This window comes from Hymenobacter aerilatus (genome assembly GCF_022921095.1).
Lineage (GTDB): Bacteria > Bacteroidota > Bacteroidia > Cytophagales > Hymenobacteraceae > Hymenobacter > Hymenobacter aerilatus.
In genome coordinates, this window is sequence record NZ_CP095053.1 from 554,064 (window position 1) to 579,577 (window position 25,514).

Below are 25,514 nucleotides of genomic sequence, written 5' to 3' on the forward strand. Positions count from 1 at the left end.
TAATCTGCTTGGCCCAAATGCCAAGCGCCGCGCAAAACCCGGGCGGCGTCTCCCTGGGTTCTGCGCGGCGCTTGCTGCGGCAGGTGGCTGAAAGACAGCCTAATATAGTACTCGGAACTTAATCGTGTGCTCTACCTGCTTCAGGTCGTCAATCAGCTCAGGCTCGTACTGCTTGTCGATGTCGGTAATCACGTAGCCGATGTGCTCGTTGGTCTTCAAATACTGCCCCAAGATGTTCACGTGGCGGGTAGCCAGCACGTTGTTGATGCGGGCCAGTACGCCGGGCACGTTGGCGTGAATATGGATGAGGCGGTGCGCCTGCTGCTCGGGCAACTGGATGTTGGGGAAGTTGACGCTCTGCTGGGTGTTACCGCTGTTCACATAGTCCATGATGCGCTCGGGCACGAAGTGCGCAATGTTGCGCTGGGCCTCGGCTGTGCTGCCACCAATGTGGGGTGTGAGCAGCACGTTGGGTAGGCCGCGCAGCTCGCTCTCAAACGACTCGTCGTTGGTTTTGGGCTCGTGCGGGAATACGTCGATGGCCGCGCCACCTAGGTGGCCCGAGCGCAGAGCGTCGGCCAAGGCGGGCACGTCCACCACGTGGCCGCGGGCGTTGTTGATGAACAGCGTGCCGGGCTTCATCTGGGCAAAATGTTCAGCGCCGATGAAGTTCTTGTTTTCCGGGCGGCCGTCGATGTGCAGAGTCACGATGTCAGCCTGTTGCAGCAGCTCGTCCAGGGTGCGGCACTTGGTGGCGTTGCCCAGTTGCAGCTTCTCGGCCACATCGTAGTAATATACTTGTAGGCCCACCGCTTCAGCTACCACCGAGAGCTGCGCCCCGATGTTGCCGTAGCCTATAATACCCAGCTTCTTGCCCCGAATCTCAAACGCGCCGTTCGCCGACTTGTCCCACTCGCCTTGGTGCATCTTAGGGTTTTTCTCCGGAATGCGGCGGGCCAGCATAATGATTTCGGCCAGCGTCAGCTCCACCACCGAGCGGGTGTTGCTGAAGGGGGCGTTGAACACGGCCACGCCCTTTTTCATGCAGCCCGTCAGGTCAATCTGGTTGGTGCCGATGCAGAAGGCGCCTACCGCAATGAGGCGGTTAGCGGCATCTAACACGCGCTGCGTCACGTTGGTTTTGGAGCGAATACCCAGGATGCTCACACCCTGAATGCGCTCCACCAGCTCGTCTTCGTCCAGCCCGCCGGCTATCTTTTCCACCTGGTAGCCTTCCTCGCGGAACAGCTTTTCGGCCGAGGCTTCAACGTTTTCGAGTAGGAGGACGCGGATGCGATTTTTGGGGTAAGAAAGCGACATGGGTAGTTTGTTCTGGTACAAAAACTCGTCGAAAGAAGGCAGAATTTCGTCGGCGCGGGCTACGACAGCCTCGCGCGCCACGTTCTCGGTGAAGGCGTAGAAGCGGTTGGCTAGGCCCGCCTCGCGGATCTGGTAGTCAGTGTAGCCGTCGCCAAGGGCGTACACGTCGCCGGTGAGGTCGAGGCGGCGCAGCTGCTCTATCTTACCGCCGTCGCGGCTAAGTACGTTTTCCGGGTCAAAGCCGGTAATGCGGCCTTCCGGGTCATAGGTGAAGGTGTTGGCCAGCACGTAGTCGGCGGTGATACCGAAATCGGCTACCACGGGCTCAATAAACTCCCGAAAGCCGCTGCTGACGATGTACACCCGTCCTGGAAACTGCCGGAAAAAGTCGCCGTTGCGCCGGATGCTGTCCGATACTTTGCCTTTCAGGCGCTCCACCAGCAGCGGCAGGTGCTCGCGCCGGGCCGGCAGCAGGGTCAGTCGCCGCCGCAATGATTCTGAAAAGTTGATGCTGCCGCTCATGCCTAAGTCGGTGAGGGCGCGGATTTCGCCCACGATTCTTTCGCGGCTGGGGTCGCCGGTGAGGGCAATGTCGGCTAGCTCATCGAGGCCTTCCACCTGCGTGAAAGTGCTATCGAAGTCGATGATGAGGTAGGGGAGGGTAGCGGTAGGAGGAGAGGCCATACGAAAAGCAAGGTAGGGCAGAATGACGGAACCGGCACACTCATTACTAGAAATAGACGACTTATGAGTCATTTTCGTGGTTCAGCAACAGAACTTTACGGCCCTCATCTGCACAGGCGGACTGCACAAATAACGTGCGTTGTGCAAGGAAATGCATGCAACGGGCTGTTTCCGTCGGATTCATCAGGGCATAATAAAGCCCACTGCCAGCATGTGGCAGTGGGCTTGTGCGTGGGGCTCTGGGAAATTACTGTTTCACCACTCTGGTTTGATATGCTACGCCGTTTGCCTTGCGTAGCACTAGAAAATATATCCCAGTAGGGTAGGAGCGCAGATCGACCACGAGGTTGTTCTGGCCGTATTCTTCGGTTAGCGTACGCTGGGTTACGGCGTGGCCTTGTGCATCATACACGTGCACTACGGCTGCGGCGGGGGCGGTAGTGGCCCAGGCGAGGCGCGCTTCTTCCGTGGTAGGGTTGGGATAGAGACTATAGGTAATGGCCTCAACGGCTTCCTGGCGAAGCGTCTGCGTGGCTACCACGGGGCTGTACGTGGTGGTGCCATCGGTGTCGGTTTGCAGTAGGCGGTAGTACACGAGGCCCGATGGGGCGTTGGCATCTAGGTATTGGTAGGAGCGCGCGCTGGTGCTGGTGCCAGCCCCGCGCTGGTAGGCAATACGCTCGAAGGCAGTACCGTCCAGGGAGCGTTGCAGCTGAAAGCCCTGATTGTCTTTCTCAGAAGCTGTAGCCCAGCGCAATTGCACGCCGCTAGTGCCGGCCGTGGCCGTAAATGACGTCAGCGTGACGGGTAGGGGAACCAAGGGAGTACCCGTGCCAGCGCCATATACCGCAAACTCGTAGAGCGAATAGCCATACTGGGTGGTGCGGGCGGTGCCGTACATGCGTACATAGCGGCCCTGCACGCTCAAACCAGCGTAATCGTTAACAAGGCTCGTATTGCCGACCACTTTTCGTACGGTGGTCCAGGTGGTGGCGTCGTTGGATACCTGCACTAGAAAATCCTTGCCGGCAGCAGTTTCCCATGTCAGTTTGATTTCATTGATGGTATAGTCCTGGCCTAAATCCACATACAGCCAGCCGGGGTCAACACCGTGCGTGCTCTCCCAGCGCGTATTGTCTTTTTCATCAAACGCATTGGCGGTGGTATTACCACCAAGGGTAGAGGAGGCAGTGCCGGGTTTGCCAAAGGCCAGATTGGATACGTTGTATACACCAATCTCAAACAACGAATAGCCATACAATTCCTGGCTGCGGGCCGTGCCATATACCCGTACGTAGCGAGCCATGGCATGTAACGCCGAAAAGTCGTTTACCAGCTCCGTATTTCCAGTAATGGAACGAATGGTTGTCCAATTTGTCGCATTATTGGAAATTTGAAGAAGATAGTCTTTGGCGTATGCATTTTCCCAATTCAGCTTCACCCGGTCAAACGAAATGACTGAACCCAGGTCCACGTAAATCCATTCCGGATCGTGCTTAAACTGGCTCGACCACCGCGTGTTTAGTTTGCCGTCTGTGACAGCCTCAGCGGGGTAAGCTGCCGCGTCTTGAAAGGATGAAGCCGTAGCAGGTTGATTCAGAGCCAGATTAACAATGTTTTGAGCTTGGGCGGCTCCAGCTAACGTAACAAAGAATAATAACGACAGGATGCGGTAAGCGAGATGATGCATAATAACTGGTACAAAAGAGTACTGATTGAATGCATCAAAAGTAGAGTAGGCATTAATGTATATACACGCATTTCGGCGAACGTTCGGTTGTGCACGATGAAATGGGTTATACTCTATTTAACGAGTTTTATTCCTAAATAGGGAAAATGACAGGTTGGGACGCACGAAAGCCGCTAAACCTTGCTCCAGCTGCCAATGCATAGCAAAATCCCTTTCTAAAGGCCACACCCGTGCACCAACAAGCGCAAGGCTGTTAGTGTACGGGTGTGGTCTTAGAAAGAGATTCTACTCTTCGTACAATTCTAGGGGTAAACCGTCGGGGTCGGCGAAGAAGGTGAAGCGCCGCCCGGTGAACTCGTCTACCCGAATGGGCTCTGTCTCGACGTGGTGCTGTGCCAAATGCGCTACGGCTGCATCCAGATCGGCCACGGCAAAGGCTAGGTGGCGCAGGCCCGTGGCCTCAGGCCGGCTAGGGCGGGGCGGCGGGGTAGGAAACGAGAACAACTCGATGATGTACTGTCCATCCAGCAGCAAATCCAGCTTCCACGAGTCGCGCGCTTCGCGGTACACTTCGCGCTCTATCTGCAAGCCCAGTACCTGCGTGTAGAAGTGCTTGGAAACCGGGTAGTTGGTGCAGATAATGGCAATGTGGTGGACGCGTTGCAACGCGAGCATAGGCTGTGGCTTTTAAGAAGTAGGTCTGAAGAGGGATTGCTAGGCAGATGTTGTGCTACCCACGCCGCCGCACTGGCGCGTGGTTAGCCCAGTCGGGGTCGTAGCTGATGCCGCCAAACAGGTAGAGCATGAAGGTGCGGGAGTATCGCAGGCTGAGCGGGGCCAGCAGCACCGTGGCCACCGCCACGGCCGATACATACACCCACGTATCAGGGTCGCCGGCGAAGTAGTAAAGCAGCACGCCCACCACTAGCATAATCCCCGTGCTGAAGGCAAAGCTGATGTACATGGCTCCCCAATAAAAACCAGTTTCCGGCTCGTAGGCTTGCCCGCACACGGGGCAGTGCTCAGGCATATCAGTGAAGTGGGCGAGGTTGTAGGCGCCATGGGTAAACAATGGCCCCTGGTGGCAGCGCGGGCAGCGCTGAGCGAGCGAGGCAAGAGCAGACGATTGGATAGGTTGCATAGAGCAGAAGAAAAGGACGCGCAATAGTCATTCTACGCGCAAGAAGAAGCGGTGGCTGGTTCCCGACGGGATATGTGCCACATAGTAGGTGCAAAAGTAGCCAGCGCGGCCTACCCCCGCACGGACTACATGCGGGCAAATACAGGACAAATCAACGGGCGCGCCGGAAGGCTTCGGGCGTTTGGCCGCTGTACTTGCGAAAATACCGGCTGAAGTACGAAGCATCTTCGAAGCCCAGCGCCACGGCTACTTGTGCTACCGACTGCGCGGAGTGCGTGAGTAGGCGTTGGGCCTCCATCACCACGCGCTCGTGAATGAGTGAGCTAGCGGTTTTGTTGAGCCGCTGCCGGCAGATGGCATTCAGGTGGTTGGCCGTGAGGTGCAGCAGTTGGGCGTAGGCGTGCACCGTGCGGTGCGTCCGAAAATGCTGATTGAGCAGGCGACCAAACTCCCTGATTTGTGCCTCGCTGTGGGTCGGGGTAGGCGCGGCAGCATCGGGGAGGGTGTAGTGGCGGGCAGCCAGCTCCAGCAGCAGGTGCAGGTAGGAGCGCACTACTTCGGCCTGGTTGGGATGCACCGTGGTATACTCTGCCAGCAGCCGCGCAAACAAGGGATACAGTTCCGTTTCGTGCGGCGCCAGGTAGAGCACGGGTACCTGTGCAGGAGTGAAAAAGGGATAGTCGAAAAATTGATTCTCCGGATAGCGAAACAGGTAGAAATCAGCGTCGAAGAAGACGATAATTCCCTGCGCATCGGCCGATAACTGCCAGCAGTGCACCTGGCCAGGCGCTATAAAAAATAGGTTTCCCGGTTGCAAGTCGTACGTAATCAGATCAATCGTATGCGTGCCGTGGCCGGCCGTTACGTAGAGCAGCAGGTAGAAATCGTGGGCGTGAGCCGTGGCAACGTGAGGGAAATTGGCGGCGTGGGTTTGCAGATACTCCACGTAATAGGGCCGCTGCGCAGGTATCCCCGGGAAAGAGGCCAACCCCAGCACCGGAGGCGTTGTCGACGGTTTCATGGGTGCAAGGTAGACCAGCGGCGCCAGTAGTACTGCCAGTCTATTGCCTAGGCTTCGCGCTGGCGTGTGCAAGCTGGTACCCAGCAATGCTCATGGCAGCCTTCGCAGATAGAGGTAGCAGCTGGCAGCTCCGCCACGCGGCCACACTCGGTACAGGCATAGGTGCCAGGCTCTGTTACGTGGGCTTGTGCCGATTTCAATATCTCGGGCCAGATGGGTAGGCCGGGGCGCACGGGTTCGTCCTTGGGATAAAAGAAAACGCTGACTTCGCCCGTAGCCTCCATGTACATCTTACGCACCTGCCCCAGGTGCTCTACTTGCCGTTGGCGCAGCTCCCCGAATAGCTCTTTGTAGGTGAGATTCTGTCGGCGAAATTCTTTTAAATCAATCACGCCGTCCTCTATCATGCAAATGGTGGCACCTTCCAGCCAGTTACTGAACCGTACCGACTTCTCAGTTATTTTGTTGAACAGCAAATACAGACTCGGTACCACCACAAACACAACCAGCACGTGCAACAGTGGCACATCGTTGTAAAACATGGCGTCGCCGCCGGCCGAACCTAGGGCCAGAATAATGCTCAGCTCGAAGATAGAGAGCTGCCGCACCCCGCGCCGACCAGTTACGCGCAAGGCGCCCAGCACCAGCAGGTAAGTGATGACGCAGCGCAGCGCTATTTCCCACAGAAAAGCGGGCGGCGCATTTTCGGACCACAACATGCGGTGCCAATCGAAAGGTGTTACCTTATCCATACTACTCTACCTGATTGTCGGAATTGACAACGGCCCGAACCACGCCGGGGCGGATTCGGGCCGTTGGGTAGAGCTACTACGTAAACTCCTCAGTAAGCGCTGGCGTCAGTCAGCGTTTTCACGTCGTTGGGGCTGAGGGTGAGGATGGTTGCCTTCATGATGTCGCGCACCTGCTCCACGGTGGTTGCGCTGGCAATGGGCGCCGTGAGGCCGGGCTGAGCCATAATCCAGGCCAAGGCCACCTGTGCCTGGGTGGCGTGGTGACGGTCGGCTACCTCATCTAATGCTGCCAAAATCTTGAAACCTCGGTCGTTGAGGTACTTCTTGCCGATGCCGCCGCCGCGCTGGCTTTTCCGCAAGTCCTCTTCGGAGCGGTACTTACCCGTGAGGAAGCCCGACGCTAGGCCGTAATACGGAATCACGCCGATGCCAAACTCCTGCACCACCGGCAGCAGTTGCTTCTCAAAGTCCGTCCGGTCGTAGAGGTTGTACTCGGGCTGTAGCGATTCGTAGCGGGGTAGGCCCTGGTCGGTGCTGGCTTGCAAGGCGGCGCGCAGGCGCTCAGCCGAGAAGTTGCTGGCCCCAATGGCCCGGATTTTTCCTTCCTGAATCAGCTCAGCATACGCTTGCAGCGGCTCCTCTACGGGTAGGGTCTCGTCGTCTTGGTGCGACTGGTAGAGGTCGATGTAGTCGGTTTGCAGGCGGCGCAACGAGCCCTCCACCGATTTCTTGATATAGTCTTTGGCTAGGCCCTTGGAGCCGTCGCCCATCTGCATGCCTACCTTGGTGGCAATGATAACGTCGTCGCGGCGGTGGCGCTGCTGCAACCACTTGCCAATGATGGTTTCCGACTCGCCGCCCTGGTGGCCGGGCACCCACGCCGAGTACACGTTGGCCGTGTCGATGGCGTTGCCGCCCTCGCCCACAAAGGCGTCGAGTACACGGAAAGAAGTCTGTTCGTCGGCAGTCCAGCCGAATACGTTGCTGCCCAGTACCAACGGGGCGATATACAGGCCGGAGCGGCCTAGTTCACGTTTTTCCATGAGAAAGATTGAAAGAATAGTTCGGTCGGAGCCGGGTGGGGCTCCGGGTAGTAGTACCAGGTAGGCGGGCAATAGGTTTACGCCGGTGGGTCCAGCTCGATGCGCTTGCTGGGCACGTAGTCGTTGTAATCAGCAATTACCTCCCGCAGAATTTTCATGTCGCGGGGACAGGCTGCGGCAAAGTCCTGCCAGTGCTGCAACGTGAGTACGACAGGCATATCGGCAATGGCCACGATACTGTCCCAGAAGGCATCCCAACTGACGCCGTACCAGTCCTCAAACGCTAGCTCCCGCTTGAAGAACATGTGCAAATCGGCTTTGGTCGTGAGGCCGCTAAGGTCGAGGGTGAGGTGTGGAACGGACATAGGTAGGGTAAGTTAGGCCACGTACTCCAGCACCCGCCAGCCGTGGGCCTCCACGGCCAGCGCCCGGCCCGGCAGCAGCTCTTCCGTGAGGCCGCTGAATACGTCGTACCAGGCATCGGTTATAGTATCGGGTAGTTCCCACTCGAGCGGGGTAGGGCCGCTGTTGACGACCACCAACACGGCCGCATTGCCATGACGGCGCACAAAGGCATAAGCCGAATCCGGCGCCGGCAGCCGCTCAAAGACACTCTCGCGGACGCCGTTGTGCAAGGCCGGATGGCGCTTTTTGAGTTGAAGCAGTGAGGTATAGAAAGCCTGCAACGGGTAGTCGTTCCAGTCGATGGGGTCTTTGTCGAAGAAGGCAAGGCGCTTGTTCAGGGCGGCCTCTTGGCCAGTATACACCAACGGCATGCCCGGCAGCAGGGCGCAAAGCACGGCAAAGGGTAGGGCGTTTTCGCCCAGGCGTTCGTACTCGGTGCCGTCCCAGCTGTTCACGTCGTGGTTGCTGGTGAAGTGCATCAGGTATACGCTACGGGGGTATTTGGCGCGTTCGGCGGCTAGGTAAGCATCCACTTGGCACAGCGGCTGTTTACCCTCGGCTACATGGTCAAGGAAGTAGTGCAGGCGCAAGCCAAAGGTCATATCAAAGGCGCGCTCCAGCAGGCGAGTGTTGCCGTTAAAGTTCTCCCATGTTTGCCCGCCCGACGGATACAGCTCGTCCCACTCGGCCAGCATAAACACGGGCTTCACCTGATCCAACTCTTGGCGGGCATCATCCCAGAAATCGGTGGGCACTAGGCCTGCCACGTCGCAGCGGTACCCATCGATGTCGGCCTCGCGCACCCAGTAAAGCAGGGCATCGGTCATGTAGCGGCGCAACTCCTGGCTGTTGTAGTCGAGGTCTACCACGTCTTCCCAATCGGGAATAGGCGGCACCATCTGGCCGTTTTGGTCTTTCGTGAACCACTCGGGGTGCTCGGTCACTAGCGGGTTGTCCCAACTGGTGTGGTTGGCCACCCAGTCCAGAATCACGCGCATGTCGAGGCGGTGCGCTTCCTCCACCACGTGGCGCAAGTCGTCCAGGGTGCCGAATTCCGGATTCACCGCAAAGTAGTCGCGCACGGCGTACTGGCTGCCCAGCGTGCCCTTGCGGTGCAGCTCCCCAATGGGGTGAACCGGCATCAGCCACACAATGCCGATGCCCATAGCGGCCAGGCGTGGTAGGTGCTCGGCAAACGCCCGGAACGTACCCTCGGGCGTGTATTGGCGCACGTTTACTTCGTAGATGCTGGCGTGTGCAGCCCACGCGGGGTGCTGCACTTGGAATAAATGCTCGTGCGGATGCGGTGCGTAATCGGACATGAAAACAGCGTTGACGGAAATAAAACCTACCGTCCTATACGCAAGAGCAGCCTAGAGGTCCGTCTTCGTGCAACTGTCTACTGTGCGGCTTCTTCCACCAACTCGTACACTTGGTAGCCGTGGGGCGTGAGCGAAACGCGGCTGCGGGCACCCAAGCGCAGAGTCCGTTCGCTGAAGATTTCGCGGTAGGTACCGGCCGGTACGGTGGGTAGGGCAACAGTCTGCTCCTGATTGGCGGTATTCACGCACACCACTACGGTAGCGGTGCTTGGCGCCCGGCCACCGGGCCGGCGCGCAGTGGCGGGTGTGTCGGGCACGCTAGTGGCTGAGTCGGTGGACGAAGCGGTGCCTTGGCGGTAGAAGGCATACACACCGGCCGGTGTGGATAGGCGCTCGAAGGTGGCACACGCGTCGCCGTTGGTGAGGGCGGGGTTGCGCTTTTTCAGTTGCAGCAGCTTGGTGTAGAAGTCGCCCAGGGGGTAGGCGTTCCAGTCGATCTGGTCCTTGTCGAAGAATTTCAGGCGCCGCTCAAAAGCCGCTTCCTGCCCGCTATACACCATCGGGATGCCGGATAGGGTAGCAGTGAGCACGGCCATAGCCAGCGCGTTTTCGCCCAGGCGCTCGTACTCGGTGCCGTCCCAGCTGTTCACATCGTGGCTGCTGGTGAAGTTCATCAGGTAGATGCCCGCCGGGTACTTAGCGCGCTCCGCTTTCAGGTAGGCATCGATGGCCGCTACGGGCTGCTTGCCTTGCGCGATGCTGTCGAGCAGGTAGTGCAGGCGCAGGGCATAGGTGGCATCAAAAGCTTTTTCCAGCAAATGCGTGTTGGGCGTAAACTCGCTGGCTTTTAGGAATGGCGGGTGATGCAACTCGTCCCACTCGGCCAGCATAAACACGGGTTGAATTTTCTCTAATTCCCGGCGCGTATCGTTCCAGAACTCGGTGGGCACTAGCCCAGCCACATCGCAACGGAAGCCATCGAACCCAGCGGTTTTCACCCAATAGGCCATGGTTTCAGTCATGTACTGACGCAGCGCCGGCTTGCTATAGTCGAGGTCGATAACGTCTTGCCAATCGGCTACGGGCGCTACAAACTGGCCCTGGGCGTCTTTGGTGAACCACTCGGGATGCTGCCGGGCCAACTCGCTGTCCCAGCTGGTGTGGTTGGCCACCCAGTCCAGAATCACGTGCATGCCCAGTCGGTGCGCTTCCGCTATCAAGTGCTGCAAGTCGGCTAGGGTGCCCAGGTCAGGGTTCACAGCGCGGTAGTCCCGAATGGAGTAGGGGCTGCCCAGCTTGCCCTTACGCTTTTCTACCCCGATGGGCTGCACCGGCATCAGCCACAAAATCCCTACCCCCATCTGCTGCAAGCGCGGCAAGTGCGCCTCAAACGCCCGAAACGTGCCCTCACGGGTGTACTGCCGCACGTTCACCTGGTAGATGCTGGCGTGGGCTACCCAAGCCGGGTGCCGAACGGTATAGGGTGCCGGCAGCGGCGGGCAGGTAGGGTTGGACTGACAGGCTGTGAGAAACAGGCTTACCAACAGCAGAAGGCGGAAATACATGCCGAAAAATAGTGCTTTTCTGATATTGTATGGGAATAGATAGACGCGTAGCTAAAACTTTTATGCTTCCTGTGCAATCTGCTGGCCGGATATGAGTCGTTCACGAAGAAAACATACCGCTGGCGCATCTTGCTGGCATTTGCTCGAGTACCACCCGTTTACTACCCTACATTTCCATCTTTCGTTGCATGCGTAAACTCCGTTTTTTAGCAGCCGCGGCCATTAGCCTCACAGCCGCTACTGCCCAGGCCCAGCTGCCAGCTCCTAATTCGGGCACCTACGATGCCCATACCCTGTTTTCGCCCCTGTTTCTGAACGAACCCGGTACGGCCTACCGCACTGGGGGCGGGGCACCGGACGCCGCCTACTGGCAAAACGCCGCCAGCTATAAAATAGACGCAACGCTGGACGAAAAGCAGGAAATGGTGCGTGGCTCTGTCACCATCACCTACACCAACAACAGCCCCAACGCCCTACCCTTCGTGTGGGTGCAGCTCGACCAAAACCTGTTCAAGCGCACCTCCCGCGGGGCGCTGACGACGCCCGTGCGCGGGGCGCGCAACGGGGCGCGCTTCGGCAATGCGGCCAACGAGCCCGCCGGCGGCGACAGTCTGCAAGCCGTGCGCATTGAATTGCACGGCAAGAAAAGCACTGCTAAGTATGTCGTCACGGACACGCGCATGCAGATTCAATTGCCTGAGGTGCTGAAGCCCAACGGCGACAAGCTGCGCATCAGCATCGATTACTCTTTCTACATACCCGAATACGGCTCCGACCGCCTAGGCCGCAAGCAGACGCCCAATGGGCAGATCTATGAAATAGCGCAGTGGTATCCGCGCATGGCCGTGTACGACGACGTGGAGGGCTGGAATACGCTGCCCTACCTTGGCGCGGGCGAGTTTTATCTCGAATACGGCGACTTCGACTACACCATCAACGTGCCCGCCAACTACATCGTGGGCGGCTCGGGTGAGCTGGTGAACCCCAAGGAGGTACTGACCTCGACCCAGCAGCAGCGCCTGCAACAAGCAGCCGGCTCCGACAAAACCGTGATGGTGCGCACACCTGCCGAGGTAACGCAACCCAGCTCACGCCCGGCCGGCAAAAATGGCCGCCTGACGTGGCACTTCCGCTGCCAGCAGGCCCGCGACGTTGCCTGGGCCGCCTCGCCGGCCTTTGTGTGGGACGCGGCCCGCATGAACCTACCCAGCGGTAAAAAATCCATGGCCATGTCGCTGTACCCGCCCGAAGTGGCTGCTGATTCGGCCTGGGGGCGCTCTACGGAGTACGTAAAGCACAGCATCGAATACAACTCCAAGCAGTGGTTTGAGTACACCTACCCCGTGGCTACCAACGTGGCGGGCATTGTGGGCGGCATGGAGTATCCGGGCATCGTGTTTTGCAGCGTCAACTCCACCCGCGGGCGGCTGTGGAGCGTGACCGACCACGAGTTTGGCCACAACTGGTTCCCTATGATTGTGGGCTCCAACGAGCGTAAGTATCCGTGGATGGACGAAGGTTTCAATACTTTTATCAACATCCACAGCACCCGCAACTTCAACAACGGCGAGTACAAGCCCAACAGCGACAGTGCCAAGTATATCTTGCCCTACCTGCTACGGGTACCCGATGCCGACGTGCCCTACACCGCGCCCGATGTCACGCAGTCGCAATACCTGGGTTTTGCGGCCTACTCCAAGCCGGCCTTTGGGCTGGTGCTGCTGCGGGAGGCTATTCTGGGACCCGAGCGGTTCGACTACGCGTTTCGCACCTACATCAAGCGCTGGGCCTTCAAGCACCCTACCCCCAAAGACTTCTTCCGAACAATGGAAGATGCAGGCGGCGAAGACCTGGGCTGGTTCTGGAAAGAGTGGTTCCTAGAGAACTGGCTGCTCGACCAAGCCATCACCAACGTCAGCTACGTAAACCAGAATCCTGCTCAAGGCACCCTCATCACCATCGAAAACAAGGACCGCGCCGCCATGCCAGTCTTCGTGGCCGTGCGCGAAAGCAACGGCAAAATAGGCCGCATGAAGCTGCCTGTGGAAGTGTGGCAGCGCGGCGGCACCTGGACATTCCGCTACCCCTCCACTTCACCCCTGGCCCTAGTGCTCCTCAACCCCGACAACCTGCTCCCCGACGTGAACCCTAATAACAACTACTGGCTCCCGATGGAATTAGGGAAATAGGTAGACCTCCCCCTCTCATTCAAGAGAGGGGGAGATCTACCGAAAGCGCCTTTTGCTCAGCTCATAGCCAATAATAGCCGGTACATAGAACGTGATGTCAGCGGCGAATTTGGCCAGGAGCACACCCCCAGCAAAATTGCCTACCCACAGCGGCATGTAGTATAGCAGGGTAGGGCGAATCAGAAAGCTATCCAGTACTTCGGCTACGCCAAACTCCACGACCAGGGCCCGCAGGTTGCGCAGCAAATCGGGTAGGGCGTAGGGGCGGCCGGCGGCTTGCAGCCGGCGCCGGGTGGTGTGCACATCGCGGGCTAGGATCAGGCCGAAGTAGGCCACATTGCCTGCCCAAGTGCCTGCCAGCGCTGCCGTAATGCGCTGGTGGGTGGCGGCGTAGGCTAGGGCTGCACCCGCCAGCGTAGCCACCACCGAGGCCAACTCGGCCGGCAGGTAGCGCCGCAACCACTCACGTACTTTCTGCCGCATAGGGTAGGGGTAGGCCGGGGCCCAAGAAGGCTATCCGGCAGGTCAGAATTGGTGGTCGAAGATAATGCCCCTATCTTGCCGGCTCATTTGGCGGCCCGCAACAGCCGCGGAAACCGTCCGTAGAAAAACTGTTCTTCCTTCTTCAATTTACCTGCTCATGTCTGTTACCTCCGATATCGAAAGCACCATTGCCGCCCTGGATGCCGACCTGCACCGCGTAGACGCCACCGGCCTGCTCGACCAGTGGATTAACCGTTTGCAAGGCTTTGATGGTCAAATCAGCGCGGCAATTGTAGACGAATTGCGCCACCTGCGTGGTATGATTGGCGGCTCTACCAGCAGCGACATCACCAAAGTGGCCGACTCACTGCAAAAGCTGTCCAACCTCTCGGCCCAGGCGGCTTATGATGGCCACAGCTTCGCCTACGATGCCCTGCGTCACCTCAACCAAAAGCTAGCTTCCGCCGCTGGCCAAATCCGCGCCGGGTTGTAAGCAGGTGTAGCGTTAAGTAAGCATAAACCCGTCTGTCATCCTTCGCAGCGAAGGATGACAGACGGGTTTTCTCGTTTATTTTCTGTTTGCCTGGAACGGCGAGGCGGGCAGGCCGGCTTTATTGTAGAGGTTGGGGGTAGGGCTGTTGCTCCAATCGTAGCGCACGGCCTGGGGCTGGGATACTTCTTTGCTGCTGAGCACCAGGGTATTGCCTTCCAGGCGGCCTTGGGCCCAGTGAAACTTACGGTCGGCTCCGGCTACGGCAAAGCCTTTCAGGTAAGGGCCGCTGGCATCTTTCAGCACCAGGCCGCCGCCAAGGTTGGAGAACGTGAGGCGGACGGTAGTGCCTCTAGGTTCCATTTTCTCGAAGGTAGGGCCGCTGTACACCACATTCTTGTCGTTGTAGGCCACGCGGCGGGCGGCCAGGGCCAGGCGGCGGCCCACTTCCTGCTTGTTGCGTGGGTGAATGTCGTTGGTATTGCCAATATCGATGGCCACGGCCATGCCGGTGTTGGGTAGGCTAAGGGTCTGGCGCTGGGCCTCGCGCAGCTCCGCCCACTCGTAGTCGGCGGGTTGGTCTTGGTCGGGCTGAAAATTGGCCAGCTGCACAAACAAAAACGGAAAATCACCCTCCTGCCAGCGCCCGCGCCAGTCCCGAATCATGGTTGGAAACAGCTTTTGGTACTGCGCCGCGCGGCTCGCGTTGCTCTCGCCCTGGTACCAGATAACGCCTTTGATGGCGTACGGAATCAGTGGGGCAATCATGGCGTTGAATAGCAATGTGGGCTCGTTTTGCGCGCCACCGGGGAAGGGATTGGGCGGCGCCAGCCGATTGTCTACTCCGATGTGGTAGCGCCAGTCGCCGGAGAGGGGTAGGGTGCGGGTAGCGGTGGTGAGGTGCAAGTCTTCGGGCTTTCCCCAAATGCCGCCGCCCTGCCCAAGATCGAGCACGCGCACAGCAATGGTGTTGCGCCCCGGCTTCACTAGGGCGGCGGGCACGGTATACGCACGGGGCGTAGCGTAGCCATTAGTAGTGCCTACAAACGTACCGTTGAACCACGTAGAATCGGCGTCGTCTATCACGCTCAAGTGTAGCGTCAGCGGCTTACCGGCCTCGGCAGCCGTCAGGTCTACCTCCTTGCGAAACCACACCACGCCATCGAGCGCGGCCAGGTTGGCGTGCTGTTCCCACGGGCCGGGTAGGGGCATGGTGGGCCAGTCGGGGGTTGCTACCCCAGCCGCCGACCACGGCGCGTGCCCGGCAGCGCGGCCCTGGTCGTGGGCGGCGGGGGTGCGCTGCCACTGCGCCAGCTGCGCCGCGTATGCCTGCTGACGTTGCTCAATATCGCCAGTAGAGGCAGCTACCTTTCCTTTGAAGTCGGGTAGGGTGCCCAGGGCCTCGGTGCTGGTCCAGGCCTCGGCCGGCGTACCACCCCACTCCGACGAAATCAGCCCAATGGGCACGTTGTACTGCTTCTGCAAATCGCGCCCAAAAAAGTAGGCTACAGCCGAGAAGCCCGCCACTGTTTCGGGCGTGCACGGGTGCCAACCGGTACCGCCAAAATCGGTCTTGGGGGTGCTGGCTACGGCGTTAGGCACATCCAGCAGCCGGATATTGGGAAAGTTGGCAGCCGCAACTTCCTGAGCGCCGTTGTTGGCCTCGCGCAGCGGCCACTCCATGTTCGACTGTCCCGAAGCCAGCCACACGTCACCCATCAGCACATCGTGCACCGTGATGGTGTTCTGGCCCTTCACTACCAACGCATAGGGCCCACCGGCCGGCGTGGCGGGCAGCTGCACCATCCATTTGCCCGCGTCACCAGTGGGGGTAGCTTTATAGGTTTTGCCTTTAAACATGACCGTCACTGCTTCCCCGGCATCGGCCCAGCCCCAGATGGGTAGGGGCTTGTCGCGCTGCAACACCATGTGGTCGCCCACTAGCTTAGGCAGGCGCACGGCGGCGTGGGTGGTAGTAGCGGCCAGGGTGGCTGCCAAAAGCGGGAGAACACAGCGCATGGGGAGGTGAGAAAAATGACGGAATAGATGAGAATGCAATGTCGTATAGGTATTCAGAAAGTCGTTAGGCTATCCTGCTTCGACAAGCTCAACAGGATAGCCTAACGACTTTCTAAGCAGCTTCATCAACTATATTATTGTCTCAGCACCACCCGCATCTTAAACTCCTTTGTCAAAGCTGCTTCCGTACGCAGATTGTGGGTGATGCGCAGCGTATACGTCCCATCCTGCGGGGTAGGGATGGAAACCGTGGTGCCGAACGGCCCCTCCGCCTCGCCGTCCGGCCGAATCACCTGCGCAAAGCGGATATTGGGCAGAGAATCCGGAGCAAACAGCGTAGCCGACAGCCGGCGCTTGCCTTGCACTAGCACCCGCACCAGCATTTCCTGATTGGTGGTTCTCAGCTCGCCCAGCATGGTCACGGCGCTGTCGCCTGCCGGGAAGGTAAGCGTGGTGGTGCTGTCGGCGCGGGCATCAATGGGTGCCGGGGCGGCTGCCGGTAGAGGGGGAGCCATGGTGATTGCGGCCGGCGTGCTGCCGGTTTCGGGGTTGCTACTGCACGCTACAGTGCAGAGCGCGAGACCTAGACAGAGCCAGTTGCGTAGTGTCGTTGCCACGGTGGAAGGAAATGAGCGAGTGAAAAAGTGCTTTCGCGTAGGTGAGTGACCGTCGGCGAATGGTAGGGCAAACCCATTTGCTCGCACCGCACCGCCAGCGAATGCGGGTACCAGCGCGAGCCATATAGTCTGCGTTAATACCCCGCCGCCGTATCATCTCCCCGTGGGTCGGCGCCCCCTTCCAGGCGGCCGTCGGGCAGTACCCGGATGGCCTCTACGCGCCCCCAGGCAGCGCGGGGTGCCAGCTTGTAACCGTGGGCACGAAGCGTATCGGCGGCAGCCGGAAGCAAGGCGTTTTGTTCCACGTCTATCTGGTCGGGCAGCCACTGGTGGTGCAGGCGCGGCGCGGCTACGGCCTGCTGCGGGTTGAAGCCAAAGTCCACCACGTTCAGGATAGTTTGCAACACGCTGGTAATAATAGTGCTGCCGCCCGGCGTGCCTACCACCAGCTTCAGCTGTCCATTCTGCGTGAGAATAGCGGGTGTCATGCTGGACAACATGCGCTTACCGGGCCGGATGGCATTGGCCGTGCCGCCTACTAGGCCGTAGGCGTTAGGCGTGCCAGGCTTGCTGCTGAAGTCGTCCATCTCATTGTTCAAGATAAAGCCCGCGCCGGCCACCACTACCTTGCTGCCATAGGCCCCATTGAGGGTAGTAGTGCACGACACCGCATTGCCCTGGGCATCCACAATGTTGTAGTGTGTGGTCTGATCCGACTCGTAGCTGGGGAGGCCCGTGCTGGCCTGCACCTGGGCACTGGGCGTAGCCCGCGCGGGTAGGGTAGTAGCCATGCGCTGCCGGTTGTAGGCCGAGTCGAGGAGCTGCGGCACCGGCACACGGCCAAAATCAGGGTCGCCGAGGTAGGTGGCGCGGTCGGCGTACACGCGCCGTTCGGCCTCCGTCACCACGTGCACCTGCTGGGGCGTGTGCCAGCCCATGCGGCCCAGGTCGTAGGGTTGGAGCATTTGCAGCATCTGCAATAGCGCCACGCCACCGCTGCTAGGCGGCGGAAACGTCAGCACATCGTAGCCGCGGTACCGGCCGTGCAAAGGCGTGCGCCACTTGGGCTGGTAATCAGCCAGGTCCTGCTTCGTGATAATTCCCTTGCCGCGCTGCATTTCGGCTACCAGCAGCTCGGCCGTCTGACCCTGGTAGAAGCCAGCGCGGCCCTGGTCCCGGATGCGAGTAAGCGTTTGGGCTAGGTCGGGATATTTGATGATGTCACCTTCTGCCCAATTGCCACCGGGTTTGATATAGGCCGTGTTGGGGGTAAACTTCGCAAACTCGGTGCGGGTACGGTTCAGGCCGGCCGCTTCTTTGGTGGTCAGGCGCAGGCCATTGGCGGCCAAGTCAACTGCCGGCTGCACCACGTCGCGCCAGGGTAGCTTGCCCAGCTTTTGATGCAGGGCCTCCATGCCGGCCACTGTGCCGGGTACCCCCACGGCCAGGTGGCCCAGGGTGCTGCGGTTGGGCACCACGTTGCCTTGGGCATCGAGGTACATGTCGCGAGTAGCGGCAGCGGGGGCAGTTTCTCGGAAATCGAGGGCGCCTTCCTGGCCGTCGGCTCCCCGGTATAGCAAAAAGCCACCTCCACCAATGTTGCCGGCCACAGGCAGGGCCACGGCCAGCGCAAACTGCACCGCCACGGCGGCATCGTAAGCATTGCCGCCTTTCTGCAGAATCTCAACCCCGATGCGTGTGGCCTCCGGGTGCGCCGATACCACCATGGCCTTGTCTGCCACCACCGGCGAAACAGCAGGCGGGCGGGCCGCCAACGACAGTGGCGCAACAGCCACAGTTGGGGCGGTGAACGGGGTAGTACGGCTGGTAGAACAGGCCGTTAGCACGACCAGCGCCAACGGCAACAAACGAACTTTCATGTGGGCAAGGTAAGAGATGGTCAGGGGTTGTCCTACCCCGTAGGTGCGAAAAGGTAAATTGCTGCAAATACAGCTTGGTAGAGGAATAGTTTGCCACTTATATTTAGTGCGTCAAATAGGATGAAGCCCTGTTGGCTAGCTATATGTGTTTCGATGAATTAGAATATGTCCGGGAGGTGCCGGGCCTAATCATAAGTTATGACCGTACGAATCAGTGGATTTATGCTGACTGGCACGGTGAACATACACCCGAGTCGTCTACGGTAGCGTGTCAGGCGCTGCTGGAAGTAGCACAGGAAAAGCACTACGCCAAAATCCTGAACGACAACTCCAACATCACGCACAGTACTGCCCGAATTACGGACGTGGGGTGGCAATGGATGCGTGATATATACGCGGCAGGCGTGCTCTTTTTTGTGTGGGTGAGCCCAACGACAGCTATGGACGAACAGATGCGCGAAAATGCCCTGCGTTCCAGCGGGCGCCCCTTCGTAGTAACGTTCCCGGACCTCGCCTCGGCGTGTAGTTGGCTACTGCGGCAAGCGGTGCCCAACGACTGAGGGAAGTGGTGCCGCTCGAGGGTAGGAAAGGCACCCGGTCAACCGTATTCGCCGCAATCCGTTGCTAGTTGTAGTTTTGCCACTCAACCTTTCCTGCCTGCTGCCATGACCATCACCCCCGAAGCCACGGAGCCTATCCCCGCTGCGCCTACCCTACCGCTTGTTGCGCAAGACCCTTGGCTAGCGCCCTACGAGCCGGTGCTGCTGGCCCGGCAAGCGCGCCTACAGCAGCGCTTGCGCGAGATTGAGGCGCAGCATGAGTCGCTCAGCAAATTTGCGCTGGCGCACGAGCGCCTGGGCCTCAACTACGATGGCCGCCGGCGCGGCTATTGGTACCGCGAGTGGGCGCCGGCCGCCGATGCCCTCTACCTCATTGGCGACTTCAACGGCTGGGACCGGCAGGCTACGCCCCTCGAAAAAGGACCCGACGGCGTGTGGGAACGGTTTTTTCCTGACCGTGAGTACCGCGACCGGCTCACCCACGGCAGCCGCTACAAGGTGCACGTGGTAACTTGGCGCGAAGCCAAAGACCGCCTGCCTGCCTACCTGCGCCGCGCCGTGCAGGACGAGGAAACCAAGGACTTTGCCGCTCAGGTGTGGTACCCCGAACAGCCCTTCCGTTGGACCGATCAGAAGTTCCGGGTGTCCAACTACGTACGCGAGCCGTTCATCTATGAGTGCCACGTGGGCATGGCCACTGAGGAAGGGCGCATTGGCACCTACCTGGAGTTTGCCGACACGGTGCTACCCCGCGTGCAGGCATTGGGTTACAACTGCATTCAGTTGATGGCCGTGATGGAGCACCCTTATTACGGCTCGTTTGGCTACCACGTGGCCAACTTTTTCGGGGTGTCGTCGCGGTTCGGCACACCCGAGGAGCTGAAGCACTTGGTGAATGAAGCGCACCGCCGCGGCATTGCCGTGCTGCTGGACGTGGTGCACTCTCACGCCGTGAAAAACGAAGCCGAGGGCCTCGCCAATTTCGATGGTTCCGGCGGACAGTATTTTCACCAAGGCGGCCGGGGCGAGCACCCGGGCTGGGATTCCCGCCTGTTCGACTACGGCAAGCCCGAGGTGCAGCAGTTCCTGCTTAGCAACCTGCGCTACTGGCTTGAGGAGTTTCACTTCGATGGTTTCCGGTTCGATGGCGTCACCAGCATGCTCTACCACCACCACGGTGAGGGGGTAGGGTTCGGCGACTACAGTCAGTATTTCGGGCCGGAGGTAGACGACGATGCCGTGCTCTACCTGCAACTGGCCGCTACCTTGGTGCGGGAACTAAAGCGCAGTGCCCTTCTCATTGCCGAGGACATGAGCGGTATGCCTGGTCTGTGCCGCCCTATTAGCGAGGGTGGTATTGGGTTCGACTACCGCCTGGCCATGGGCATTCCCGACTACTGGATCAAGCTGCTCAAGCACACCCGCGATGAGGACTGGAACCTGCATGACCTGTGGTATACGCTTACTAACCGCCGCTTGGGTGAGAAAACCGTGGCTTACGCCGAAAGCCACGACCAAGCCTTGGTAGGCGACAAAACGCTGGCCCACTGGCTGATGGACGCCGCCATTTACACCCACATGCACAAAGACGACCCCGACCCCATTGTGGCGCGGGGTATGGCCCTGCATAAGCTTATTCGGCTGGCTACGCTGGCGCTGGGTGGCGAGGCCTACCTCAATTTCATTGGCAACGAGTTTGGGCACCCAGAGTGGGTCGATTTTCCGCGGGCCGGCAACAACTGGAGCCACCATTACGCCCGCCGGCAATGGTCGTTAGCCGATAATCCCGACCTGAAGTTTCAGTATCTACAAGCCTTCGACGAGGCGATGGTAGGGCTGGCCCGCACCGAGCGGCTGCTGGCCGCCGGCCACGCCCGCGAGCTAAACATCGACGCCACTAATCAGGTGCTGGCCTTCGAGCGGGGTGGGCTGGTGTTCGTGTTTAACTTCCACATCAACCACAGCGTGCCCGACTATCGTTTCTACGTGCCTGAGCCTGGCCGCTACCGCCTTCTGCTCAACTCCGACGACGCCCGCTTCGACGGCTTCAGCCGCATCAACGACGAGGGCGTCTACTTCACCCAACCCGACGAAGAAGGCACTGGTCATCAACTCAGCATCTATGCCATCAACCGCGCCGTGCTGGTGTTTAAGCGGGAAGAGGGGTAGGAGGATGTGAGGGTATAGGAGGGTAGGCATAATAAAAAACGGCTGTCATCCTGAGCGGAGCGAAGGACCTTCTCACAGCGGAACGAGTCGTTAATACGAGTGTCGTTCCGCTGTGAGAAGGTCCTTCGCTCCGCTCAGGATGACACGCTATTTATTACCCTTCCTACTCTCCTTTAATCAAATCGATCTAGGATTTCCTGGATGCGCTGGTGACGGGCGTCATTCGTTTTGGCACGGGCTACCCATTGGCTAAGCTCTTTGCGCTCGGGGTAGGGAAGAGTATTGAACTGCGCTTGCAACCCCGTGCTGCGCAGTGCCTGCGCTAAAGGCTTCGAGAGTTCCAAGGTTTCCTCCGTGTCGGGGCGAAGCACCACCTGCACGGTTTCAGGCCAGTTCTTGTCGATAGCTTTGCGCACTTCTTTGGATACGCGCAGCTCATATTCGCCTGGCCCCGCGGGTGTCAGCGACAGACGAATCGGAAAACCATCAATGGTGCCAATGATAGGGAGAGAGCCTTTAGCGCCGTACACCTCGGCTACGTTGAAAGGAATCAGCAGATATACGCCGCCGTCGGTGTCGTGCAGCTCCAGGGCGGCCTCAAAAGATTGTTCCAGGGAAGAAGTCATAGCCAAAGATACGGGCGGCCGACTGAATCCAGTCGGCCGCCCGTTTTGCTTAGCGCTGATTGCGAATGGTGAAGTGGTCGAACGCCACCGTAACATCGGTGGGCCCTTGTGCCAGTAGCCCTACCCGGATGCCCCGGTCCCAGGGCGGCAAGTAGGTGCCATTCACGGCGAAGCTATCCAGGGGCATGGCTTCCCAGGTCACGCCGTTGAGGCTGTAGGAGAAGCGGTAGCGCTGCCCGCCCCACGCCTCCACACGCAGGCCCAGGCTGCGGGTAGGCGCCACGACTACCTCTGTCAGGCACTGTGAAACGCCGTTTTTGACGTGCCATAGTTGTAGCTTACCGTAGCTGGCCATTAAGGCCAGGGCGTTATGTGGGTCGCCTACGGCCGTGATGCCGGCAAACGTACCAGGGGGTAGCACGGCTGCATTGAAGGAAGTAGTGGCCTTATAGGTGGCAGCGTAGGTGCGCTGGGCCACCAGGGCGCCTAGCTCGTCGGGGCAGGCTTGCAGCAGCAACTGTCCATCGCCAATGCCCACTACGGGCTTTTTGCTGATGGGCCACTGCCAGGTTTCGGCCAGATGGTTGCCAGCAAACGTGTCGGTCAGATTGAGGCGGCTCACGTTGTTCAGCGGGGCGGCTTGGGGGCTGTTACCCTCAAATTCAGGCCAGCCCTCGGCGTTCCAGCTGAACTCGCTGAGGATGCCCTGCCGGCCCACAAACTCGTGGCTGCTGGCGTGGTAGGCGTGGTGCAGCAAAAACCAACGGCCATCGTACTCGGCCACCGTGCCGTGACCAGGGCAGCTCCATACCTTGTTTTTCTTCAGGATAGGGTTCTGCGGGCATTTCTCCCATGGTCCTAGCAGCTGGCGGGCGCGGGCTACGCCGGTGGCGTAGGTGCAGCCGCTGCCGCAGCAGCCGTTGCCAGCGTAGAACATGTAGAAGTATCCATCGTGCTGGGCAAAGGCCGAGCCTTCCACTAGGTTGCCTTCCCAGGGTACATCGTTGCGAAACAGCTCCACTGGCGCGTCGCCCAGCAGGGCCGTGCGTTCTTCATTGAGGCGCTGTGCCCACAGGGGGGTAGGGTTGCCGTAGGCGTTGCCGTCTTCCTTCCACACTAAATACAGCTCGCCGTTTTCGTCGCGAATGGGGAAGCCGTCGATAGAGCCCTGCTCCTGGCCTACCAGCGGACCATGGTCGAGGTAGGGACCGGCAGGGTCATGGGCCGAGGCCATGGCCACGCACAGCGGGCCACCCTTCTGGCGCGCCGTGTAGCAAATGTAGGTTTTGCCGTTTTCGTGGCTGATTTCCGGTGCCCAGAAACTGGCTTCGGCCCACTCAGGCTTATCGGCAAATACATGGCTGACCAACTCCCAATCTACTAGGTTAGTGGATTTGAACAATGGGAAAACAGGTCCCCATTCTGCCGAGGTAGCGCTGGCCCAGTATGTATCCCCAATTTTAGTAACCGTGGGGTCAGGGAAGTCGCCGGGCAGTACTACGTTGGCGTAGGTAGCGCGGGGCTCAGTGGCTACGGGTGGGGCCACGCTAAGGGTAGGGGTAGCGTCGGTGGGCACCTGCCCGCGGCACTCGGCCGAATAGTCGGATGACAGAGCCACCGGATGGGCTCCCTTTTCAAAAGCAACAGACACGATGAGAACAGGCTAGGGTGGAAGCCATCAACCTGCGTGCAACTGGCAACTTCACAACTACCAACCGCAACAGGACTGCCCTGTAAGGGGGCAGGTAGCACGCCCAGGCAATAGCGTCTACCCTAGATAGGGTAGCAAAGCCTATACCAGCAGCAATGGTAGCACAAGGCTGCCTGGCAGGGGTGTTGTTTAATTATCAGAAAATAAATAGGTTATGAAAATAAATTAGTAAGGTTATTAGTAACGTTCGCCTTACTGAATCGTATGCAGAAACATATATATTATCGCGGTGCATCATGGAGCTACAACCATTACTTGAAACGCCTGATTTTGCTATTTCGCACGATGCTGCCCATCATTGGCTATATGTGGCCTGGCGTGGCGAATACAACGCTGTAGCAGCCATTACGGGTTGCTTGCTTATTCTGCGGCATATAGAAGCAACCAGGGCGCAGAAGATCTTGAATGACAGCAGCCAGATGCTGGATGGCTGGAACGAGGTAACACGCTGGGTAGGGGAGGAGTTTTTTCAGCAGCTCGCTAGCCAAGGCGTAGCGGCCGTAGCCTGGGTGAAAGCCCACGACTGGCCCGCTCAAGCGGCCATCGATAAGGCCATGCAGTACGTGACTCAACCACTGGTAGATACGTTCGACGATACTGTAACCGCCTACCGCTGGCTCGACAATATTCGCGTGTGATTGCCTACCCCCACATACCCCACGACCCGGCCGGAACGAGATTCCAACCGGGTCGTGGGGTATTTCTGTATAGCGGAGAGGTATTAGCCAGCCACTTCCTCTAGCACCTGGAGCAGGCCATCGGCCAGGCTGTCGGGTTGCAGGTGCACGCGTTGGGTAGAGAGGCCGTAGTCAGCAGTTAGACGCTGCTGCAAGTCGGTGGTAGCGGCCAGCACTAGGTCGGCACGGCGCAGGGCCAGGCGCTCCAGCTCCATAATCCAGCCCCGGTCGTGGGGCGTATCGCGGTCAGCGGCTAGCGTATGCACGTGCAATACCAGCGGCCGGCCCGTCAGCTGACGAATTTCCAGCCCAGCCAACCAAGCCGGCCAGTCGGCGGCGTAGGTCACAGCAAATTGTTCCTGCAAGGCCAAACGGGTAGCAAAGCGGGCATACTGAATCACCCGGAAGTTCAGGTTGCCGCTGTCGCCGGCGTGGGCACTCAGCACAGCTAGCGCCTCAGACGGCGCCGAGCGCTGGGCTGTAGTGGGCGCCGAAACCGGAGCAGTTTCCACTCCTTCGTTACTCTGATCAAGGTCGTTGGCTTCGGCGGCGTCGGGCTCACCACCGGTAGCAGCAAAGGCATCGGCGTCCAGCAAGGTAGCCGCCGCGTCGGTGGCGGGATTCGAGTCGGTGGCGGGGGCGAAAGGCTGCGCTACTTCATCAATCGAATGCTCGGCCCCCACATACGGAAAGGAAGGGTAGGCCACCGGGGTGAGCTGCTCAGAAGGTAGGTAGGCGTCGGCGGCATCCAGCTCGGCCAGCGTGAGGTTGCCAATGCCGGTAACTTGGGCCTCGGCGGGCAATTCTTCGTCGTTGGCCGGCAAATGTGGTAGCAGCACCGCCAATTGCGTGTGGGGCGCCAAGGCCCGCGCCAGTTCCAGAGTGTCGGGAGTGGCCACTTCTCCGGTCGGATAGGCGTTGTCCCAGCCTAGCAGTAGTACCTTCAGATTGTTCATTTTCATAAGCAGCAGAAACCGGATGAGGCCGGTACCAGAGTAGATAAGGCTAGTACAAGGGGCCATTGGCCTGGTTTTATGCGGGCCTGGGCTAATGGTAGATAAAATTCGGGGGAATCGGTTTTACCTTGCGAACTTATGCAGATGGCACCAGCTTTGCCACGCTTTTTTTTGATTCTCTTCTCCCGACCCCG

General features: G+C 59.3%; 22 protein-coding genes. 5 read left to right on the forward strand and 17 right to left on the reverse strand.

Features of this window, described 5'->3' with window-relative positions; all coding sequences use genetic code 11:
* Positions 1 to 99 precede the first annotated feature (99 nt).
* The 10 genes from serA to MUN82_RS02355 all read right to left on the reverse strand — a co-directional run bounded on the left by serA (position 100) and on the right by MUN82_RS02355 (position 10,943).
* A complete protein-coding gene (serA, locus tag MUN82_RS02310) occupies positions 100 to 2,004 on the reverse strand; it encodes a phosphoglycerate dehydrogenase (RefSeq protein ID WP_245094647.1) in 1,905 nt (634 codons plus the stop codon).
* Positions 2,005 to 2,251: 247 nt separating this feature from the next.
* A complete protein-coding gene (locus tag MUN82_RS02315; RefSeq protein ID WP_245094648.1) occupies positions 2,252 to 3,694 on the reverse strand; it encodes a discoidin domain-containing protein in 1,443 nt (480 codons plus the stop codon).
* Positions 3,695 to 3,979: 285 nt separating this feature from the next.
* Positions 3,980 to 4,369, reverse strand: a complete 390-nt coding sequence (locus tag MUN82_RS02320) for a VOC family protein (RefSeq protein WP_245094650.1) — start codon at positions 4,367 to 4,369, stop codon at positions 3,980 to 3,982.
* A gap of 55 nt (positions 4,370 to 4,424) precedes the next feature.
* Positions 4,425 to 4,835 (reverse strand): DUF983 domain-containing protein, encoded by a 411-nt coding sequence (locus MUN82_RS02325; RefSeq protein WP_245094653.1) that lies wholly within the window; start codon positions 4,833 to 4,835, stop codon positions 4,425 to 4,427.
* 151 nt (positions 4,836 to 4,986) lie between these two features.
* Positions 4,987 to 5,856 (reverse strand): AraC family transcriptional regulator, encoded by an 870-nt coding sequence (locus MUN82_RS02330; RefSeq protein ID WP_245094656.1) that lies wholly within the window; start codon positions 5,854 to 5,856, stop codon positions 4,987 to 4,989.
* A 47-nt stretch (positions 5,857 to 5,903) separates the two neighbouring features.
* Positions 5,904 to 6,575: a DUF421 domain-containing protein gene (locus MUN82_RS02335; RefSeq protein WP_245094658.1), complete on the reverse strand. Its 672-nt coding sequence runs from the start codon at positions 6,573 to 6,575 to the stop codon at positions 5,904 to 5,906.
* 122 nt (positions 6,576 to 6,697) lie between these two features.
* Positions 6,698 to 7,651, reverse strand: coding sequence for an aldo/keto reductase (locus MUN82_RS02340; RefSeq protein ID WP_245094661.1), 954 nt, complete (start codon positions 7,649 to 7,651; stop codon positions 6,698 to 6,700).
* Between the two features lie 77 nt (positions 7,652 to 7,728).
* On the reverse strand, positions 7,729 to 8,016 hold the full coding sequence (locus MUN82_RS02345; RefSeq protein WP_245094664.1) for a barstar family protein: 288 nt from the start codon (positions 8,014 to 8,016) through the stop codon (positions 7,729 to 7,731).
* Positions 8,017 to 8,028: 12 nt separating this feature from the next.
* Complete coding sequence (locus MUN82_RS02350) at positions 8,029 to 9,378, reverse strand: alpha-amylase family glycosyl hydrolase (RefSeq protein ID WP_245094667.1); 1,350 nt, start codon at positions 9,376 to 9,378, stop codon at positions 8,029 to 8,031.
* 77 nt (positions 9,379 to 9,455) lie between these two features.
* Positions 9,456 to 10,943 carry an alpha-amylase family glycosyl hydrolase gene (locus MUN82_RS02355; protein ID WP_245094670.1) on the reverse strand — a complete coding sequence of 496 codons (1,488 nt, stop codon included), beginning with the start codon at positions 10,941 to 10,943 and terminating at the stop codon, positions 9,456 to 9,458.
* Positions 10,944 to 11,131: 188 nt separating this feature from the next.
* On the opposite strand from MUN82_RS02355, the gene MUN82_RS02360 reads away from it, so the two are divergent.
* Positions 11,132 to 13,132, forward strand: a complete 2,001-nt coding sequence (locus MUN82_RS02360; RefSeq protein WP_245094673.1) for a M1 family metallopeptidase — start codon at positions 11,132 to 11,134, stop codon at positions 13,130 to 13,132.
* A 36-nt stretch (positions 13,133 to 13,168) separates the two neighbouring features.
* On the opposite strand, the gene MUN82_RS02365 is transcribed toward MUN82_RS02360, so the two are convergent.
* Positions 13,169 to 13,615, reverse strand: coding sequence for a hypothetical protein (locus MUN82_RS02365; RefSeq protein ID WP_245094676.1), 447 nt, complete (start codon positions 13,613 to 13,615; stop codon positions 13,169 to 13,171).
* Positions 13,616 to 13,772: 157 nt separating this feature from the next.
* Here MUN82_RS02365 and MUN82_RS02370 point away from each other — a divergent pair, with 157 nt between their 5' ends.
* Entirely contained in the window at positions 13,773 to 14,108 is a 336-nt protein-coding gene (locus MUN82_RS02370) for a hypothetical protein (protein WP_245094679.1), read from the forward strand.
* A gap of 75 nt (positions 14,109 to 14,183) precedes the next feature.
* On the opposite strand, the gene MUN82_RS02375 is transcribed toward MUN82_RS02370, so the two are convergent.
* The 3 genes from MUN82_RS02375 to ggt form a co-directional block, all read right to left on the reverse strand.
* Positions 14,184 to 16,124: a sialate O-acetylesterase gene (locus MUN82_RS02375; RefSeq protein ID WP_245094681.1), complete on the reverse strand. Its 1,941-nt coding sequence runs from the start codon at positions 16,122 to 16,124 to the stop codon at positions 14,184 to 14,186.
* Positions 16,125 to 16,258: 134 nt separating this feature from the next.
* Entirely contained in the window at positions 16,259 to 16,639 is a 381-nt protein-coding gene (locus MUN82_RS02380; RefSeq protein WP_245094683.1) for a hypothetical protein, read from the reverse strand.
* A 236-nt stretch (positions 16,640 to 16,875) separates the two neighbouring features.
* Positions 16,876 to 18,621 carry a gamma-glutamyltransferase gene (ggt, locus tag MUN82_RS02385; RefSeq protein ID WP_245094686.1) on the reverse strand — a complete coding sequence of 582 codons (1,746 nt, stop codon included), beginning with the start codon at positions 18,619 to 18,621 and terminating at the stop codon, positions 16,876 to 16,878.
* Between the two features lie 143 nt (positions 18,622 to 18,764).
* On the opposite strand from ggt, the gene MUN82_RS02390 reads away from it, so the two are divergent.
* A complete protein-coding gene (locus tag MUN82_RS02390) occupies positions 18,765 to 19,181 on the forward strand; it encodes a hypothetical protein (protein WP_245094688.1) in 417 nt (138 codons plus the stop codon).
* Between the two features lie 105 nt (positions 19,182 to 19,286).
* Complete coding sequence (locus MUN82_RS02395; RefSeq protein WP_245094689.1) at positions 19,287 to 21,350, forward strand: alpha amylase C-terminal domain-containing protein; 2,064 nt, start codon at positions 19,287 to 19,289, stop codon at positions 21,348 to 21,350.
* Between the two features lie 173 nt (positions 21,351 to 21,523).
* Here the strand turns inward: MUN82_RS02395 and MUN82_RS02400 are convergent, their stop codons facing one another.
* A complete protein-coding gene (locus MUN82_RS02400) occupies positions 21,524 to 21,976 on the reverse strand; it encodes a YdeI/OmpD-associated family protein (protein ID WP_245094691.1) in 453 nt (150 codons plus the stop codon).
* Positions 21,977 to 22,025: 49 nt separating this feature from the next.
* Positions 22,026 to 23,627, reverse strand: coding sequence for a family 43 glycosylhydrolase (locus MUN82_RS02405; protein WP_245094693.1), 1,602 nt, complete (start codon positions 23,625 to 23,627; stop codon positions 22,026 to 22,028).
* Positions 23,628 to 23,923: 296 nt separating this feature from the next.
* Here MUN82_RS02405 and MUN82_RS02410 point away from each other — a divergent pair, with 296 nt between their 5' ends.
* Positions 23,924 to 24,325, forward strand: a complete 402-nt coding sequence (locus MUN82_RS02410) for a hypothetical protein (protein ID WP_245094695.1) — start codon at positions 23,924 to 23,926, stop codon at positions 24,323 to 24,325.
* 83 nt (positions 24,326 to 24,408) lie between these two features.
* On the opposite strand, the gene MUN82_RS02415 is transcribed toward MUN82_RS02410, so the two are convergent.
* Positions 24,409 to 25,386 carry a glycosyltransferase family 4 protein gene (locus tag MUN82_RS02415; RefSeq protein WP_245094697.1) on the reverse strand — a complete coding sequence of 326 codons (978 nt, stop codon included), beginning with the start codon at positions 25,384 to 25,386 and terminating at the stop codon, positions 24,409 to 24,411.
* Positions 25,387 to 25,514 lie beyond the last annotated feature (128 nt).

What these genes read in the sequence shown, in the direction of transcription:
- MUN82_RS02365 (WP_245094676.1), bottom strand. Translation starts at nt 13,615, where the DNA reads ATGCGGCAGAAAGTACGTGAGTGGTTGCGGCGCTACCTGCCGGCCGAG.
- MUN82_RS02410 (WP_245094695.1), top strand. Translation starts at nt 23,924, where the DNA reads ATGGAGCTACAACCATTACTTGAAACGCCTGATTTTGCTATTTCGCAC.
- MUN82_RS02370 (WP_245094679.1), top strand. Translation starts at nt 13,773, where the DNA reads ATGTCTGTTACCTCCGATATCGAAAGCACCATTGCCGCCCTGGATGCC.
- MUN82_RS02335 (WP_245094658.1), bottom strand. Translation starts at nt 6,575, where the DNA reads ATGTTGTGGTCCGAAAATGCGCCGCCCGCTTTTCTGTGGGAAATAGCG.
- ggt (WP_245094686.1), bottom strand. Translation starts at nt 18,621, where the DNA reads ATGAAAGTTCGTTTGTTGCCGTTGGCGCTGGTCGTGCTAACGGCCTGT.
- MUN82_RS02400 (WP_245094691.1), bottom strand. Translation starts at nt 21,976, where the DNA reads ATGACTTCTTCCCTGGAACAATCTTTTGAGGCCGCCCTGGAGCTGCAC.
- MUN82_RS02380 (WP_245094683.1), bottom strand. Translation starts at nt 16,639, where the DNA reads ATGGCTCCCCCTCTACCGGCAGCCGCCCCGGCACCCATTGATGCCCGC.
- MUN82_RS02330 (WP_245094656.1), bottom strand. Translation starts at nt 5,856, where the DNA reads ATGAAACCGTCGACAACGCCTCCGGTGCTGGGGTTGGCCTCTTTCCCG.
- MUN82_RS02395 (WP_245094689.1), top strand. Translation starts at nt 19,287, where the DNA reads ATGACCATCACCCCCGAAGCCACGGAGCCTATCCCCGCTGCGCCTACC.
- serA (WP_245094647.1), bottom strand. Translation starts at nt 2,004, where the DNA reads ATGGCCTCTCCTCCTACCGCTACCCTCCCCTACCTCATCATCGACTTC.
- MUN82_RS02415 (WP_245094697.1), bottom strand. Translation starts at nt 25,386, where the DNA reads ATGGCCCCTTGTACTAGCCTTATCTACTCTGGTACCGGCCTCATCCGG.
- MUN82_RS02315 (WP_245094648.1), bottom strand. Translation starts at nt 3,694, where the DNA reads ATGCATCATCTCGCTTACCGCATCCTGTCGTTATTATTCTTTGTTACG.
- MUN82_RS02320 (WP_245094650.1), bottom strand. Translation starts at nt 4,369, where the DNA reads ATGCTCGCGTTGCAACGCGTCCACCACATTGCCATTATCTGCACCAAC.
- MUN82_RS02345 (WP_245094664.1), bottom strand. Translation starts at nt 8,016, where the DNA reads ATGTCCGTTCCACACCTCACCCTCGACCTTAGCGGCCTCACGACCAAA.
- MUN82_RS02390 (WP_245094688.1), top strand. Translation starts at nt 18,765, where the DNA reads ATGTGTTTCGATGAATTAGAATATGTCCGGGAGGTGCCGGGCCTAATC.
- MUN82_RS02325 (WP_245094653.1), bottom strand. Translation starts at nt 4,835, where the DNA reads ATGCAACCTATCCAATCGTCTGCTCTTGCCTCGCTCGCTCAGCGCTGC.
- MUN82_RS02375 (WP_245094681.1), bottom strand. Translation starts at nt 16,124, where the DNA reads ATGCGCTGTGTTCTCCCGCTTTTGGCAGCCACCCTGGCCGCTACTACC.
- MUN82_RS02350 (WP_245094667.1), bottom strand. Translation starts at nt 9,378, where the DNA reads ATGTCCGATTACGCACCGCATCCGCACGAGCATTTATTCCAAGTGCAG.
- MUN82_RS02340 (WP_245094661.1), bottom strand. Translation starts at nt 7,651, where the DNA reads ATGGAAAAACGTGAACTAGGCCGCTCCGGCCTGTATATCGCCCCGTTG.
- MUN82_RS02360 (WP_245094673.1), top strand. Translation starts at nt 11,132, where the DNA reads ATGCGTAAACTCCGTTTTTTAGCAGCCGCGGCCATTAGCCTCACAGCC.
- MUN82_RS02355 (WP_245094670.1), bottom strand. Translation starts at nt 10,943, where the DNA reads ATGTATTTCCGCCTTCTGCTGTTGGTAAGCCTGTTTCTCACAGCCTGT.